Genomic DNA, 16,489 nt, shown 5'->3' with positions numbered 1-16,489 from the left:
GTTTATTAATCATCAAATGGAGGTGGTAACATGGGCGTAAGTATTAACATAAATAGTGAAGTGTATAAAAATTATGCAGCATCTACAAAGACTGCAACTGCAATCAAAAAAGCCACAGTATCAGTAAAAAATTCAGCAGATGAAGTAATTGTGTATGAGGGCTCAGTTAAAAATGGAAAGGTTGCTTATACATTCAAACTAGATATTACTAGCTACATTTTAGATAAAATAAAAAATAGTAGCAATGAGATGACAGAAGAAGAAAAGGAAAAGATGAGTGAAAAGATTTATCAGAAAATCAAATCTGGTAAGAAGCTTACTCCAGAAGAAGAACGATATCTTCAAAAGACAAATCCAATGCTTTTCCAGCAGTATAAGAGAATTCGCGCAATGGCAGATGCAATGGCAGCGCAACTTAAGCATGCAAAATCAAAACAGCAGGCAAACGATATTATCACAACATCTATGAGTGGTGTGTCTGATAAGGATCCTTATAAGGAGTTTGTTCTCGCTGCATTGAATGAGGTTGCTAAAGCGTATAAATCTGCTCCAGGCTATAGTCTACTTCCGGATACTGATGCTGATTTAGCTAAAAGAAGAAATGTTAAGGAAAATGATAATTTCGAAAAAGATGCAGAGGAGCAGGACGATAATTTTGATCCGATGTCTTGGTCACCGATCCAGGATGTCATAGATGCAATGCCAAGTTTTAATTTTTCAGCATAATTTTTAAGAAAAATTTGAGTATGAGCATATAATGACAGTACTGAAAAGATTATGTTGCGTTGGAAATGCATTATAGATTTGGTCTGATGAAAGACTTTGGTTCACCAAACAGCGGGTAAGTTACCCGCCATTTTTTGGTTTATGCACCTTTTAATTGAGGGGTTATTTTGTTTTCTAGACTTATAGTTTTTTTCTGGGCTACACTTATTATTACAGGTATGAGAAAGTTTAGTTAATGGATATAATATGAAGTTTATATAATAATTAATAATAATTTTGAAATAAGGTCTTCAACAAAAAGGTCAATGGGTATACAATGCATGTATTGTATATCCATTGGCCTTTTTGTTAAAATAATACAATAAATATGGAAGAGGAGAACCTATATAAAGAATGAGAGAGATAGAATATGGAAATAAGAGAATATGGAATAAATAACCAGAAAAATATCCTTTTAGTACATGGAGGTTATGTAAGTTATAAGACATTAAAAATTCAGATAGAAGAGTTGCAAAAAGGATATCATATATTTGTACCATTATTAGATGGACATAACATAAATGATAAATCAGAATTGAATTCTATTGAAGAAGAAGCTTCTAAAATTCTGAAATTTTTTAAATTGAAGAACATTAATAAAATTCATTGTATGTGTGGAGCGTCATTAGGAGCAGATATTATTATTGAAATTTTATTTCAAAAAGGTAATTTTGCTGAGAATGCATTTATTGAATCGGGTTCTTTAGGTATTAACAAAATATTAGCGATACCGTTAATATGGATATCAAAAACTGCCATGTATAAGGGTGTTAGAGGGAATAGATATTGGGAAAAGTTCATAGAGAAATTTCTAATAGATATTAAGATGCCTAAGGAACTTTGTTGTGATACAAAAGAATTATTAAGACATATGTCTATTAGTACAATAAAAAATGTTCAAAAACTTGTTTGTAATTATAAAATAAAAGAAAATGTAAATCTTATTACAACAAAATGTCTTGTTGTATACAGTTCGAAAGAAAAACTATATATGGAAAATCCATATAAAAAATTACAGGAAACTATTGATATGAAAATTGTCTGCTTAGAAGGATATAATCATGGGCAACTGTCTATTGGTGAACCGCAAAAACAATTAAAAATGCTGAAAGAATTTTTAGTTTAATTCAAGTTAAATTTGACAATATACAAAACACAGGTTAAAATTATAATTAGCATATGTTCATAATTAATAGAAAAGAGGTAAAAGAGTTAATGAAAATAGTAATTTCAGCAACAGGAAGTAGTAAAGAATGTTTATTGGATAGAAGGTTTGGAAGGTGTGAGATTTTTCAGATTTATGATTCAGAGAAGGAACAATATACTGCAATCCAGAACAAAGGAGCAACAGCTGGTGGAGGAGCAGGAATTGCAGCGGCAGGACAGATCATAGATGAAAAAGTGGATGTAATCATCACAGGGAATTTGGGTCCGAATGCTTACGAATTATTAGAAAAAGAAGGAATTAAAGCTTATACCTGTGAAGCAGTTATGGTATCGGAAGCGGTAGACATGTTTCAGAAGAATCAGTTGGCAGAGATTAATACTGCCGGTAATGCACATCACGGAATGTAATAATGTGGGGGACAAGCATGAATATAGCAATATTAAGCGGAAAGGGAGGAACAGGAAAAACAACAATATCTACAAATCTTGCAATGACATTGGATTTTAGTTATGCAGATAGTGATGTAGAAGAACCGAACGGGTTTATTTTTCTGAATCCTGACATCCGGAATAAAGAAGAGGTTTACGTAGAATATCCAGTTATAAATAGTGAAACGTGCGTATTGTGTGGTGCCTGTTCAAAAGTATGTCAGTTCAATGCATTGGCAAAGGCAGGAAAAGAAATAGTTGTATTTGAGAAGTTGTGTCATGATTGTGGAGCATGTGAACTTGTTTGTAAAACAGGGGCTTTGACCTATGAGAAACGTTCTATTGGAAAAATAGAAAATGGTAAGCAAAAAAAGGTTGATTGTTACAGAGGAATTTTAAACGTGGGAGAACCTATGGCAGTTCCGGTGATCAGAAAATTACTGGGAAGCTTACCACAGGAAAATTTTCTGATTGACTGTCCGCCGGGAACATCCTGCAATGTAGTGAATGCTTTGAAATGTGCAGATGCAGCTATTTTGGTTACAGAGCCTTCAGAATTTGGATTACATGATTTGAAAATGGCTGTTAAACTTGTTGAACTTTATAAAATACCATTTGGAATCGTTATTAATAAAGATGATGGAAAAGAAAATATCGTAAAAGGATTTTGTAAGGAGAGTAAGATCCCATTATTAGGTACAGTTCCCTATCGTATGGAGGCGGCTGCATTATATTCAAAAGGTGTTATGTTATGTGAGGATGAGCGATATAAAGAAGTGTTTGAAAATATTGCAACTAAGGTAAAGGAGGCTTTCGGATGAAGATAGCAGTGTTAAGTGGAAAAGGCGGAACAGGAAAAACTACTGTTGTGGCTGCTTTATCTGAACTTGCCAAAAAGGTCATAAAAATTGATTGTGACGTAGATGCGCCTAATCTTTATCTATTTTATAAAGGGACAGACCTTGAGAAAAAAGATTTTTATGGCAGCAAAAAGGCGGAAATTGACAAAAATCTTTGTGTAGAATGCAATATATGTGAAGAGATATGTAAGTTTGGTGCGATAAAAAATGCACAAATCAATGAGTTTGCCTGTGAAGGGTGTGGAGCTTGTACTTTGGTATGTGCACAGAATGCAATTCAATTAATAGATGAAAAGACAGCAGATACTTTTATAACAGAAACAGATAAGGGAATGATATCAAGGGCTGTAATGGGAATTGGAAGTGATGGTTCAGGTAAATTGATAACCAATCTTAGAAAGAATGCAAAGCAATATGAAATAAATCAAGAAATAACTCTTATTGATGGCTCTCCTGGAATTGGTTGTGCTGTAATTGCGTCCATAACGGATACAGATATAGCTTTAATTGTTACGGAACCGACAAGATCAGGCTTAGATGATTTAAAGAGAGTTATAGAGTTAGCAGAACATTTTGGGACTAAGGTTATGGTTTGTATAAACAAATTTGATATTAATCTTGAAATGACAGCGCAGATTGAATCTTATGCAAAAGAAAAAAGATTGCCACTTGTTGGGAAAATACCTTTTGACAAGAAGGTTATGGAATCTATTAATACATTAAAACCTATTACAGAATTTAAAGATAGTATTGCTAAGGAAGCAATTGAGGATATGTGGAAAAGTATAGAGTGTTTCATAAAATAATTGAATATTACAGAAAGCATTATTGTAAGATGCCCAAGGATATTTTGTTCTTGGGTATTTTATATAAATAAAAAACATAAACATATTATTGACATATGCTCAATAAAGAGTTATTATAATTATGAGCATATGCCAATTACGAAAAATAGACAGAATATAGAAACATAAGTAAATGATGAAAACGTTAGAAAAAGAAGGAGGTGGCAACTGTGCCAAGAAGAGATGGAACAGGACCGCTGGGAATTGGAATGAAGACTGGTAGAATTCATAGATTTTGTAATGTGCAAGTTAATGGCTTTGGTTATTTAGGCGGCTATGGTTGCGTTAAAGAATATCGTAGAAGATATTTTCAAGCAGGAAACCGTAGGTATAAGAGATGTGTTGACAGATTTGATGAAAAGGAGTTTTTAGCGAATCAAGAAGCAAAATTAGAGAATGAATTAAAACTTATAAAAGAGCGTTTAGTAAATTTAAATAAAGAAGCTAAATAATTAAGAGGGAGTCGTATTTCGACTTCCTTTTTGAGGTTAGACGGATGGCTTTTGGTTATAGAAAATGGGAGGGAATGAATGTGGATACAAAAAGTTGGATGGAGCAAGTGAAGAGGCAGGATGAAGTAGACAGATATTTGATTAATGGAGAAGACTTTATTCATGAGAGTGAAATTAGATATCAATTGGATAAGAATAAAAGCTGTAGTAAGGATGAAATAGAACAAATATTAGAGAAATCATTAGCTATTGAAAGATTAAGTTTAGATGAAACGGCAAAATTGCTTAATGTTAAAGATGAGAATTTGTGGGAAGAAATGTATGAAGTGGCAGCAGAAGTAAAGAAAAGAGTATATGATAATAGACTTGTATTTTTTGCGCCTTTATATTGTGGTAATTTGTGTATAAATAGTTGTAAGTATTGTGGGTTTAGAAAGGAAAATAAACTAGAAGAAAGAAAGGTGTTGACAAAAGAGGAAATAAAAAAAGAAGTAGAATATATATTAAGTCAAGGACATAAAAGAATTATAGTGGTTTTTGGAGAACATCCTCAAACAGATGCTGAATATATAGCGAATAGTATGAAAACGATTTATGGAGTAAATAAAAGAACTAGAAGTGGTTCAACTTCTAGAATTAGAAGGATTAATGTGAATGCAGCACCTATGAATGTGGAAGATTTGAAATTATTGAAAGAAGTTGGTATTGGTACCTATCAGGTATTTCAGGAGACTTATCATAAAGCTACTTATAAAGAGGTTCATCCTAGTGGCTTAAAGGCGGATTATAGATGGAGATTGTATGCATTACATCGGGCGATGGATGCGGGAATCGATGATGTTGCGATTGGAGCGCTTTTTGGATTGTATGACTGGCGTTTTGAGGTAATGGGATTAATGTGCCACACAGAAGATCTTGAAAAACGTTTTGGTATAGGTCCTCATACTATATCCTTTCCTAGGTTGACACCGGCATCCGGTTCGGAATTAAGTACCTCCTCCAAATACCTGGTTAATGATGCTGATTTCAAAAAAATAGTAACCGTTTTAAGACTTTCTGTTCCGTATACTGGATTAATCATAACTGCTCGTGAAAAACCGGAAATTAGAGATGATGTTATAAATGTGGGATGTACACAATTAGACGCGTCTACGAAAATTGGTATCGGCGCTTATGATAAAGCTGCTAATTCTGAGAAAGAAGATAAACAACAGTTTGCGATTGGAGATTTAAGAACGCTTGATGAAGTTGTAAAGTATCTTGCTGATAATGAAAAAATAACTTCGTTTTGTACTGCCGGATACAGATGTGGCAGAACCGGAGAAAAAATAATGAAGCTTTTGGAGAGCTGTACGGAAGGGAGATTTTGTAAGTTAAATGCTATTCTCACTTATAGAGAATATCTAGATGATTATGCGTCTGAAGAAACGAAAGAGCTTGGAGAAAAATTAATACAAAAGGAAATTGATGAAGTGAATAAAGAAGAGTTTTATCAAAAACATAATTTATTAGTTATGTTTCATGAGTATTATGAAAGAATAGCAAAAGGTGAAAGAGATTTATTTATATAATTATCTAATAATTAACTTGCTGATATCGGAAAAAGCATGTATTATGATATTAAATTATTTCAAGTAAACTTAAATAGGTATGTTTTTTAGTATAGTGGAGGTTGTTTATGATATTATCGGGAAAAGAAATAATGAAACACGTAGGGAAAGAAATTATTATTGAGCCTTTTGAAAAGAAACGTATTAATCCAAACAGCTATAACTTATCTCTGTTTAATGAATTACTGGTATATGAAAACACTATTTTGGATATGAAACAGAAAAATCCGACAAAGAAAATCATCATTCCGGAAAATGGGTTGCTACTGGAACCGAATAAACTTTATCTAGGAAGAACTAACGAATATACAAAAACAGATAAATATGTACCTATGTTGGAAGGTCGTTCCTCTACAGGAAGGCTTGGGTTGTTCATACATGTAACAGCAGGGTTCGGGGATATTGGTTTTGCTGGATTTTGGACTTTGGAAATTTTTTGTGTACAGCCAGTTAAAATATATCCCAATGTTGAGATTTGTCAAATTTATTATCATGATATTAGTGGTGAATATGATTTATATTCAAGTGGGAAATATCAAAATAATACAGGGATTCAATCGAGCTTAATGTATAAGGACTTTGATTAATTAAAGAATAATGTTGTTAAAGGGAGCTAATTGGAAGTAGAAACAGGAGATTTATCGTCTTTCTGTTTCTTTTTTATTTTATAATTTAATATAAAAAAATGGGGAATTAACAAAAAAAGAACATATGTTACATATTGCTAAATAAAATGTAACAAATACAAAATAATTGTGCAAAATACATGCAATAAATAGCAGATTGGAGAAAATATTGACATAAATTGGTAAAAAACGATTTACATAAGAAGTATTTTTATGTATAATAATTATACTAGTTGGACATCAGAGAAAAGTGAAGGAGGTACTAGGATGAATAATGTAAAAAGACTTATGGTGGTATTAGTTATGGTATTGGCAGTTATGGGTGCATCAATAACGATGTTGGAGGTCAATACACTTACGGTTCATGCAGCAAGTACACAACTGAACAAGAAAAACTTAACACTTAAAACAGGACAGTCGCAAGTCCTAAAATTGAAGAATAGTAACAAAAAAGCAAAATGGAGTTCTTCAAACAGCAAAGTGGCACAAGTAAACAAAAGGGGGAAAGTAATAGCAAAAACAGCAGGTACAACAAGAATTACAGCAAAAGTAGGGAAAAGAAAGTATACTTGTAAAGTTAAAGTTAATTTTGAAGATACTATGTTGACAGTAGGAAAAGCGACTAAATTAAATTTAGAGGGGGTAAGTGCAAGTAGGGTAATTTGGTGTTCAAGTAACAGATCCGTTGCGACAGTGAAAAGAGGTAAAATAAAAGCAAAAGGTAAAGGCATTGCAAAACTTAGTGCAAAAGTAGGTAAATCTACTTTTACAACGAATATTACAGTAAAGGAGAGAAAAGAAAAAAAGCCGGCCCGTTTGAAAAAAGTAAGTTGGCAATCTTATTTTAAGATTGATTATATGAAAGATACCGCAGACGGGATTATTATAAAAGCTACAAATATTAGTTCCAAAACCATTCGTAACGTCCTTGCAGATATATATTATATAGATGCAAAAGGTAAGAAAATATATGGAAATTATATAGACTACATAGAAGGTATTGGAGCGAACGAAAGTTTTTATATGACATTTGCGCATCCCATTGGAAAAAAATATGTAAGATGGGGATTTAATTTTAAAGTAAATGATGTTTATATAAATTGTGAAAGCAAAAACACATGCTTGTCATTGGAAAATAAATGGTTCAATTATAATGGAAGTATATATAAATCAGGAGTGAGAGTAAGAAATAATTCATATTATGCACTGGATTTTGAATTAATAGCTATTTACAAATATAAAGGAAATATTGTTGGATTTAGTAATAGTTTCATGCAGTTTGTTGACTGCTATTCAGTAATAGATTGCAATTTAGAAGGTTCATGTGCTTCGAAATATGATGAAGTAGAAATTGTCATTAATAATTGCGCGTCCTACTTTTAAAGATTTAAAATAGTGTCGACAAATTTTGACACTGTATCATTATTGTGTTATAATGCATCAGTAAAAATACATTATTATTTTATGAGGAGGATAAAATATGTATTCATATGATGTAATTGCAGGTTTATTTACATTACCGTTTATAATGATTTACTTGGCATTAACAGTGCTTGGAATTGTGGTAATGTGGAAAATTTTTGAAAAAGCTGGCAAACCGGGCTGGGGCAGTTTAATACCAATTTATAATTTTTATTGTATTATGGACATCGCTTGGGGGAATGGTTGGTTATTCTTGATTTTATTTGTTCCATTTGTAAATGGCATATTTGGAATAATTACTATTTTTAAATTTGCGATGGCGTTCGGTAAAGGAATAGCTTTTGGATTTGGTTTATTATTATTGGGAGTGATTTTCTATCCAATTTTAGCCTTTGGTGATGCAGAGTATATCGGACCACAATAATTAAGTTAAATAGAAAAGCAGAGTTTGGTGATAACACTTGACTCTGCTTTTTTTATACAATTTTTGGTATCTAGACTACTATTCAATATCAAATTATAGACTTGAAGGCTTGAGTGTTTGAAAGGTACCCTTAAATATATAGCTCGTATATTTATCTAGAGCTCCAACGCCCCGAAGCTCCGCAAGGCAACACCAATCCGTTTGAACTTACCGGCAATCCAATCTCTTCAGATTCCACATAACCATTAAAATTTTTCAATTCTATAGAAAGCATATAAGTAAGCACAGCTGGAGCCAATCCTGTAGTATAAGAATTCACCAAAAAGAATAGCGGATTATCTGATAAAAGTTTTGCGCAAAGTTGAATAAATGGATGAATCGATTCTTCAATCTTCCAAATTTCCCCTTTTGGGCCTCTACCATAAGATGGAGGATCCATTATGATAGCATCATAATGATTGCCGCGCCGAATTTCCCTTTCCACAAATTTCACACAATCATCTACGATCCAGCGGATTGGAGCATCGCTAAGTCCTGAGGCGGCTGCATTTTCTTTTGCCCAGGTAACCATACCTTTCGAAGAATCCACATGAGTCACATGTGCACCTGCTTTCGCAGCGGCTAAGGTAGCTCCTCCGGTATAGGCGAATAAGTTTAATACTTTAATAGGTCTTTCAGCCAATTTGATTTTATTGCTGAACCAATCCCAGTTCACTGCCTGTTCGGGGAAGAGCCCTGTATGCTTGAAGCTAAAGGGTTTCAGATGAAATATCAAATCTTTATAATGAATAGACCATTGTTTGGGTAAATTAAAAAATTCCCATTCACCGCCACCTTTTTTACTGCGATGGTAATGTCCATTAATTTGTTTCCACTTCTTGTTGTTTTTAACGGTATTCCAGATGACTTGGGGATCTGGCCGTATTAGAGTGTATTCTCCCCAACGTTCAAGTTTTTCTCCGCTTGAAGTATCTATTATTTCATAATCTTTCCAATTTTCAGCAATCCACATAGTTATTATCCTTTCCGTTTCAAATCTAATCATGAATTGAATTATATCATAATACAGTTTAGCGTCAATATAATTATGATACTTTTAAAGTAAAACTGAGAATCGATAGCTTGTGAATTGTTATATATTTCTTAAAAACTCATCATATATAGAGATAATAAAGTGGGTAATTTAAGAATAATAAAGGGTATTAGAATAAATTAGATTATAATAAAAAATATAGAAAGTCATTTGTAGTGAAAGAAAAAAAGAATGAATAGGAATAGAATGAGAAAAGAATATGTAATATAATATAGAAAGAATGCTTTAAAAAAGTTTTTTTATTTAGTTGAAAAAATCAAATATAGTTCAATATTGTAGAAAAAAGATAAAAATAATAGTAAATAGGTAAAAATTAAAAAAATACCCCCCCTAAAGTGGGGGAATTTTAAATTGGTGTGATGTTATAATGAACTTGTATTAGAGATGAATATCGAGGGGATATTTTAATAAGAAAAATCTGCAGTACAGTAAGGGCAAATCTGGTATTTGTGTATTGCAGAGTAATCAATCTAATACAAGAACGATGGTGCCATGGGGACTAGGGCGGTTTCTAAGGTTAGTAAGATGAAAGATGTCGTTTAGATGGTACCGCTTACATAAGTAAAGTAAGCAAAAAGTAATAGGGGAGCAGTTGGAATTGGGAGCCAATATAGCTTTCCTGTTAATAGTAGTAGTTAGATGGGTAATTATTTATATAAAATTTAGCAAGGGTATAAATAATTGAAATTATTGATAGGACAAATCACACTATATTAGTTCCTTAGGTGGTATGAAGGTTGCAGAGTTTCTTACGATGCAAAGAGACAGTGCGAGGGGAACGTTATCTGTTGAGACCATTGAAGTAGAAGGACGCTTGAGTGAAGGGAAATTATTCTAATCTAAAGATTAGGACAAAACAGGGCGAATATAGTGTAGCAGAATCTATCAAGAAGGGTATTTGAGAGCGGATATGTGTGTAGATTGAAAGTGCTGTTTATGGGTAAATATGTATTATAGATTAAAGGTAATTGCAAATTTACAAACCGAGAGGGGTCATCGGGGTTGGGTTTGCTGCTATAATACATATTTAAAGCACAATAAAGGTTTGGAATTCGAAACCAGCCGGATTGGTGCGTAAAAAAGTTTGCGGACGGAAAATCATATGAATAACAAATTGAGGTTGGGAGTATTTGTTAATAGAATTCTTGCAATAGAAACGAGGGTGAGCGTTACTGTTGCGTATATGCACAAAGATTCATTCGGCGCGGTATCATTTGGCTGAAACTAGTTGTTGAGTTAAATTGAAGTGTGACAGAATAGGAGAGTATAAAATTGGCTATATTATATGGGATGTTATTTGGAGTAATAATGTTACTTGGTTTAGCATTAATGTTGAAGGAAAAAACGAAAAGTTAAGCAAATAGTTTATGGGAATATTATAGATAAGCAGATGTTCATAAGAATATCTGCTTTTAAATTTTTGATAAAATGGGCTTGTATCAAAAAAAATACACAAAAACATAAAAACTACTTGAAATATCAAACGAAACCGTGTATACTTATTTTTGCTGTGGCATGATAGCTGCGAAGCGTGAGGTTGCTACCGTTGGGGGTAGGTTTTCCGTGGAGCGAATGTCAAGTTATGAAACTGGCGACAAGTCACTGTACAAAATAAACGGTCTACGAAAATAAGTAGAAACAACGTGTGAACATTTTGCGATACACACGGGAGAGTGTACAGTCACCGCTTGTCGTACTGATATTAAGTGCGAAAAGGAGGCGACTTTTTTTATGGCAAGTCAAGTAATGAGAATCACATTAAAAGCTTATGATCATCAATTAATCGATGCATCAGCTAAGAAAATCATTGAAACTGTGAAAAAGAACGGATCACAGGTGAGTGGACCTGTACCACTACCTACTAAGAAAGAAGTAGTAACAATTCTTAGAGCTGTACACAAGTACAAAGATTCCAGAGAGCAGTTCGAACAAAGAACTCATAAGAGACTTATTGACATCATTACACCAACACAAAAAACGGTTGATGCATTATCTAGATTAGAAATGCCCGCTGGTGTATACATTGATATCAAAATGAAACAAAAGTAGAGCAAATTTAGTTATTATTAAGTAATACTAAGCAGACAGAGTAATCCTTAATAAGGTTAATATAGAAGTAGTGTTAACGATAGAGTTGCATCCCACTTATATTGACTGTTCTAGGATGATTGCATGAAAGTGTAATCCGCTGTAGGAAAACAGGAGGTAAAGAAATGAAGAAAGCAATTTTAGCTACAAAAGTAGGAATGACTCAAATCTTCAATGAAAATGGAGTGTTAACTCCTGTAACTGTACTTCAAGCTGGTCCATGTGTAGTAACACAAGTGAAAACAGCAGAAAATGACGGTTACGAAGCAATTCAAATTGGTTTTGGAGACAAAAGAGAAAAATTAGTTAACAAACCAAGAAAAGGACAATTTGATAAAGCAGGTGTCGCTTACAAAAGATTCTTAAGAGAATTCAAATTGGATAATGCTGCAGAATATAATGTGGCAGATGAAATTAAAGTTGAAATCTTTGCTGAAGGCGATAAGATTGATGCAACAGCAATTTCAAAAGGTAAAGGTTTCCAAGGCGCTATTAAGAGACATGGACAATCAAGAGGACCTATGACTCACGGTTCAAAGTTCCATCGTCATGCTGGTTCTAACGGAGCTGCTTCTGATCCAAGTAAAGTGTTCAAAGGTAAAAAAATGCCTGGACAAATGGGTAACAAGAAGATTACGATCCAAAACTTAGAAGTAGTAAAAGTAGATGCTGAAAATAACTTGTTATTAGTTAAAGGTGCTGTACCAGGACCTAAGAAATCATTAGTAACAATTAAAGAATCAGTAAAAGCGGCAAAATAGTGCATTTATAGGAAAGGAGGAACACACAGATGGCAAACGTATCTGTTTACAATATGGAAGGCAAAGAAGTTGGAACAATTGAGCTTAATGATGCTATATTTGGTGTTGAAGTAAATGAGCACTTAGTACACATGGCTGTTGTTCAACAACTTGCAAATAAACGTCAGGGAACTCAGAAAGCAAAAACTCGTGCAGAAGTTCGTGGCGGTGGAAGAAAACCATGGAGACAAAAAGGAACAGGTCATGCAAGACAAGGTTCTATCAGAGCTCCACAATGGACAGGTGGTGGAGTAGTATTTGCTCCGGTACCAAGAGATTATTCTTATAAATTAAATAAGAAAGAAAAGAGAGCAGCTCTTAAATCTGCATTAACATCTAAAGTAAATGAACAAAAATTTATCGTTATCGATGAGTTGAAATTTGATGAAATTAAAACTAAGAATTTCCAATCTGTATTAGATAATTTAAAAGTTAATAAAAAAGCTTTAGTTGTATTAAATGAAAACAATCAAAATGTTGTTTTGTCAGCAAGAAATATTCCTACAGTTAAAACAGCATTAACAAATACAATCAATGTTTATGATATACTGAACAATAATACAGTAATCGTAACGAAAGATGCTGTAGCAAAAATTGAGGAGGTGTATGCGTAATGGCTAATATTCAATATTATGATGTAATCCTCAAACCAGTTATTACTGAAAAAAGTATGAGTTCGATGGGAGAAAAGAAATATACATTCTTAGTTCATCCAGAAGCAAATAAAACTCAAATCAAAGAGGCAGTTGAAAAAATGTTTGCAGGTACAAAAGTGGCAAACGTAAATACCATGAATTTAGATGGTAAAAAGAAAAGACGTGGAAATGTATTTGGCAGAACAGCAAAAACCAAAAAAGCCATTGTTCAATTAACAGCGGAAAGTGCTGATATTGAAATTTTTGAAGGGTTATAAGATTTAGCGATTGATAAGCAATGCACAGGCAGAGCTTTCAACGGACCCTGTTTATACGCAACAAAAGCGTGATGATAAATTATGGATAAATGAAAGGAGAAAGACAATGGGAATTAAAACATATAACCCATATACACCTTCCAGAAGACATATGACTGGTTCTGATTTCTCAGAAGTTACAAAAGATACTCCAGAGAAATCTTTATGTGTATCATTAAATAAAAATTCCGGTCGTAACAATCAAGGTAAAATTACTGTAAGACACCGCGGAGGTGGATCAAGAAGAAAATATAGACTTATAGATTTCAAAAGAAGAAGAGACGGTATTCCGGCAACTGTAGTTGGTATCGAATATGATCCAAACAGAACTGCTAATATTGCTCTTATCTGTTATGCTGATGGCCAAAAAGCATATATCTTGGCACCAGAAGGATTAACAGATGGAATGAAAGTTGTAAGTGGACCAACAGCTGAAATCAAAGTTGGAAATTGCTTACCATTATCTGAAATACCTGTTGGTACTCAAGTGCATAATATTGAATTATATCCGGGCAGAGGTGGACAATTAGTTCGTTCAGCTGGAAACAGTGCACAGTTAATGGCGAAAGAAGGAAAATATGCTACACTTCGTTTACCTTCTGGAGAAATGAGAATGGTTCAAATCATTTGCAGAGCTACTATCGGTGTTGTTGGAAACACAGATCATAATCTTATTAATATTGGTAAAGCCGGACGTAAGCGTAACATGGGTATCAGACCTACCGTTCGTGGTTCTGTTATGAATCCTAATGACCATCCACATGGTGGTGGTGAAGGTAAGACAGGAATTGGTAGACCGGGTCCATGTACACCTTGGGGTAAACCTGCTCTTGGCTTGAAGACAAGAAAGAAACACAAAAAATCCAATAAATTGATCGTAAGAAGAAGAGATGGAAAAGCAATCAAATAAGGAGGTAGATTATGGCTCGTTCACTAAAAAAAGGACCATTTGCAGATAGCAGCTTATTAAAGAAAATAGATGCAATGAACGAATCCGGGGCAAAACAAGTGATTAAAACTTGGTCTCGCCGTTCAACAATATTCCCACAAATGGTTGGACATACAATCGCAGTTCATGATGGAAGAAAACATGTTCCGGTATATGTGACAGAAGATATGGTTGGACACAAATTAGGAGAATTTGTTGCTACAAGAACATATAGAGGACATGGAAAAGACGAAAAGAAATCAAGAGTTCGTTAGTTGATATTTGAAAGGAGGTTTCATTCATGGCAAAGGGACATAGATCTCAGATAAAAAGACAAAGAAATGAAAATGTTGATACAAGACCATCTGCAAAATTGTCATATGCAAGAGTATCAGTTCAAAAAGCTTGTTTCGTGTTAGATGCAATTAGAGGCAAAAGTGTAACACAAGCACTTGGTATTTTAGCTTACAATCCTAGATATGCATCAAGCTTAATAGAGAAATTATTAAAATCTGCAATTGCAAATGCAGAAAATAACAATGGAATGAACGTAGAAAATCTTTATATTGAGGAATGTTATGCGAATAAAGGACCTACAATGAAAAGAATCAGACCAAGAGCACAGGGTAGAGCTTATAGAATCGAAAAGAGAATGAGCCATATTACTATTGTGTTGAATGAAAGATAAGGAGGGCAAACATGGGACAAAAAGTGAATCCTCATGGCTTAAGAGTCGGAATTATTAAAGATTGGGACTCAAAATGGTATGCGGAAGCTGATTTTGCAGATTATTTAGTAGAAGATTACAATATTAGAAAATTCCTTAAGAACAGATTGTATAGTGCAGGTGTTTCCAAAATAGAGATTGAAAGAGCATCTGATAGAGTTAAAATTATTATATATACAGCTAAACCGGGTGTAGTAATCGGTAAAGGTGGCTCTGAGATTGAAAGAGTAAAAAAAGAGCTTCAAAAAATTGTTGATAAAAAGTTAGTTGTAGACATTAAAGAAGTGAAAAGACCAGATAAAGATGCTCAATTAGTAGCTGAAAATATCGCATTACAATTAGAAAATCGTATATCTTTTAGAAGAGCAATGAAATCTACAATGGCAAGAACAATGAAATCCGGTGCTTTAGGAATTAAAACATCAGTTTCAGGACGTCTTGGCGGAGCGGATATGGCTCGTACAGAGTTCTATAGTGAAGGAACAATTCCATTACAGACACTTAGAGCTGATATTGAATATGGTTTTGCTGAAGCAGACACAACTTATGGTAAATTAGGCGTTAAAGTTTGGATTTACAAAGGCGAAGTTCTTCCAACAAAAGAAACAGTTAAGGAAGGGAGCGATAAATAATGTTAATGCCAAAAAGAGTAAAACGTCGTAAACAATTCCGTGGCAGTATGCGTGGAAAGGCGTTAAGAGGAAATAAAATTTCAAATGGTGAATTCGGTATTGTCGCTATGGAGCCATGCTGGATCAAATCAAACCAGATAGAAGCTGCCCGTATTGCTATGACTCGTTATATCAAACGTGGCGGTAAAGTATGGATTAAAATTTTCCCAGATAAACCAGTAACTACAAAACCGGCTGAAACACGTATGGGTTCTGGTAAAGGAACACTTGAATACTGGGTTGCTGTAGTGAAGCCAGGTCGTGTTATGTTTGAAATCTCCGGAGTTCCGGAAGAAACAGCCAGAGAAGCGTTACGTCTTGCAGTTCATAAATTGCCATGTAAATGTAAGATTGTTTCTCGTGAAGATTTAGAAGGCGGTGAAGCAAATGAAAACTAATAAGTATGTAGAAGATTTAAATACAAAATCAGCTGCAGAATTAACAGAAGAGTTAGTAGCTGCTAAAAAGGAACTTTTCAATCTAAGATTCCAGAATGCAACAAATCAATTGGATAATACAAGTAGAATTAAAGAAGTTAGAAAAAATATTGCTAGAATCCAGACAATTATCACGGAAAAAGCAAGGGCTGCTGAGTAAATAAACTCCGCTTAAACGAAATGAAAGGAGTAA

At 33.7% G+C, this 16,489-nt stretch carries 21 protein-coding genes; 20 read left to right on the top strand and 1 reads right to left on the bottom strand.

Features of this window, described 5'->3' with window-relative positions; genetic code table 11:
* Positions 1–30 precede the first annotated feature (30 nt).
* The 10 genes from DWV06_RS17635 (at position 31) to DWV06_RS17590 (ending at position 8,600) form a co-directional block, all read left to right on the top strand.
* On the top strand, positions 31–726 hold the full coding sequence (locus DWV06_RS17635; RefSeq protein WP_115483539.1) for a hypothetical protein: 696 nt from the start codon (positions 31–33) through the stop codon (positions 724–726).
* Positions 727–1,135: 409 nt separating this feature from the next.
* Positions 1,136–1,891, top strand: a complete 756-nt coding sequence (locus DWV06_RS17630; RefSeq protein ID WP_115483538.1) for a hypothetical protein — start codon at positions 1,136–1,138, stop codon at positions 1,889–1,891.
* A gap of 89 nt (positions 1,892–1,980) precedes the next feature.
* Positions 1,981–2,340 (top strand): NifB/NifX family molybdenum-iron cluster-binding protein, encoded by a 360-nt coding sequence (locus tag DWV06_RS17625; protein WP_115483537.1) that lies wholly within the window; start codon positions 1,981–1,983, stop codon positions 2,338–2,340.
* Positions 2,341–2,357: 17 nt separating this feature from the next.
* Entirely contained in the window at positions 2,358–3,182 is an 825-nt protein-coding gene (locus tag DWV06_RS17620; RefSeq protein WP_115483536.1) for a P-loop NTPase, read from the top strand.
* Positions 3,179–4,027 carry an ATP-binding protein gene (locus DWV06_RS17615; RefSeq protein ID WP_115483535.1) on the top strand — a complete coding sequence of 283 codons (849 nt, stop codon included), beginning with the start codon at positions 3,179–3,181 and terminating at the stop codon, positions 4,025–4,027. Before DWV06_RS17620 ends, DWV06_RS17615 begins: the two co-directional genes overlap by 4 nt.
* 209 nt (positions 4,028–4,236) lie before the next feature.
* Positions 4,237–4,518, top strand: a complete 282-nt coding sequence (locus DWV06_RS17610) for a DUF5320 domain-containing protein (RefSeq protein WP_115483534.1) — start codon at positions 4,237–4,239, stop codon at positions 4,516–4,518.
* Positions 4,519–4,598: 80 nt separating this feature from the next.
* Positions 4,599–6,089, top strand: a complete 1,491-nt coding sequence (gene hydG, locus DWV06_RS17605; protein ID WP_205027783.1) for a [FeFe] hydrogenase H-cluster radical SAM maturase HydG — start codon at positions 4,599–4,601, stop codon at positions 6,087–6,089.
* Positions 6,090–6,196: 107 nt separating this feature from the next.
* On the top strand, positions 6,197–6,715 hold the full coding sequence (dcd, locus tag DWV06_RS17600; protein WP_115483533.1) for a dCTP deaminase: 519 nt from the start codon (positions 6,197–6,199) through the stop codon (positions 6,713–6,715).
* A gap of 306 nt (positions 6,716–7,021) precedes the next feature.
* Entirely contained in the window at positions 7,022–8,137 is a 1,116-nt protein-coding gene (locus tag DWV06_RS17595; RefSeq protein WP_115483532.1) for an Ig-like domain-containing protein, read from the top strand.
* Between the two features lie 97 nt (positions 8,138–8,234).
* On the top strand, positions 8,235–8,600 hold the full coding sequence (locus DWV06_RS17590) for a DUF5684 domain-containing protein (protein ID WP_115483531.1): 366 nt from the start codon (positions 8,235–8,237) through the stop codon (positions 8,598–8,600).
* 151 nt (positions 8,601–8,751) lie between these two features.
* Here DWV06_RS17590 and DWV06_RS17585 read toward each other — a convergent pair whose 3' ends face one another.
* Positions 8,752–9,612, bottom strand: a complete 861-nt coding sequence (locus DWV06_RS17585) for a class I SAM-dependent methyltransferase (protein ID WP_115483530.1) — start codon at positions 9,610–9,612, stop codon at positions 8,752–8,754.
* Positions 9,613–11,424: 1,812 nt separating this feature from the next.
* Here DWV06_RS17585 and rpsJ point away from each other — a divergent pair.
* The 10 genes from rpsJ (at position 11,425) to rpmC (ending at position 16,456) form a co-directional block, all read left to right on the top strand.
* Positions 11,425–11,742 (top strand): 30S ribosomal protein S10, encoded by a 318-nt coding sequence (rpsJ, locus tag DWV06_RS17580; protein WP_115483529.1) that lies wholly within the window; start codon positions 11,425–11,427, stop codon positions 11,740–11,742.
* 164 nt (positions 11,743–11,906) lie between these two features.
* On the top strand, positions 11,907–12,542 hold the full coding sequence (gene rplC / locus DWV06_RS17575) for a 50S ribosomal protein L3 (RefSeq protein WP_115483528.1): 636 nt from the start codon (positions 11,907–11,909) through the stop codon (positions 12,540–12,542).
* A gap of 29 nt (positions 12,543–12,571) precedes the next feature.
* Positions 12,572–13,195 carry a 50S ribosomal protein L4 gene (gene rplD / locus DWV06_RS17570; protein ID WP_115483527.1) on the top strand — a complete coding sequence of 208 codons (624 nt, stop codon included), beginning with the start codon at positions 12,572–12,574 and terminating at the stop codon, positions 13,193–13,195.
* Positions 13,195–13,494 carry a 50S ribosomal protein L23 gene (gene rplW, locus DWV06_RS17565; protein ID WP_115483526.1) on the top strand — a complete coding sequence of 100 codons (300 nt, stop codon included), beginning with the start codon at positions 13,195–13,197 and terminating at the stop codon, positions 13,492–13,494. The genes rplD and rplW overlap by 1 nt, the downstream gene beginning before the upstream one ends.
* A gap of 106 nt (positions 13,495–13,600) precedes the next feature.
* On the top strand, positions 13,601–14,443 hold the full coding sequence (gene rplB, locus DWV06_RS17560; protein ID WP_115483525.1) for a 50S ribosomal protein L2: 843 nt from the start codon (positions 13,601–13,603) through the stop codon (positions 14,441–14,443).
* An 11-nt stretch (positions 14,444–14,454) separates the two neighbouring features.
* The gene (rpsS, locus tag DWV06_RS17555) at positions 14,455–14,736 is read left to right on the top strand and encodes a 30S ribosomal protein S19 (protein ID WP_115483524.1); all 282 of its coding nucleotides are present in this window, start codon (positions 14,455–14,457) and stop codon (positions 14,734–14,736) included.
* A gap of 26 nt (positions 14,737–14,762) precedes the next feature.
* Entirely contained in the window at positions 14,763–15,149 is a 387-nt protein-coding gene (gene rplV / locus DWV06_RS17550; RefSeq protein WP_115483523.1) for a 50S ribosomal protein L22, read from the top strand.
* A gap of 11 nt (positions 15,150–15,160) precedes the next feature.
* On the top strand, positions 15,161–15,820 hold the full coding sequence (rpsC, locus tag DWV06_RS17545) for a 30S ribosomal protein S3 (protein WP_115483522.1): 660 nt from the start codon (positions 15,161–15,163) through the stop codon (positions 15,818–15,820).
* The gene (gene rplP, locus DWV06_RS17540; RefSeq protein ID WP_115483521.1) at positions 15,820–16,257 is read left to right on the top strand and encodes a 50S ribosomal protein L16; all 438 of its coding nucleotides are present in this window, start codon (positions 15,820–15,822) and stop codon (positions 16,255–16,257) included. The genes rpsC and rplP overlap by 1 nt, the downstream gene beginning before the upstream one ends.
* Positions 16,247–16,456, top strand: coding sequence for a 50S ribosomal protein L29 (gene rpmC / locus DWV06_RS17535; RefSeq protein WP_115483520.1), 210 nt, complete (start codon positions 16,247–16,249; stop codon positions 16,454–16,456). Before rplP ends, rpmC begins: the two co-directional genes overlap by 11 nt.
* Positions 16,457–16,489: the final 33 nt, after the last annotated feature.

The sequence above is a fragment of the Anaerosacchariphilus polymeriproducens genome (genome assembly GCF_003363435.1).
GTDB lineage: Bacteria > Bacillota > Clostridia > Lachnospirales > Lachnospiraceae > Anaerosacchariphilus > Anaerosacchariphilus polymeriproducens.
Note: the sequence above shows the minus strand (reverse complement) of the source record. Positions and strands in the feature narration are given on the sequence as shown.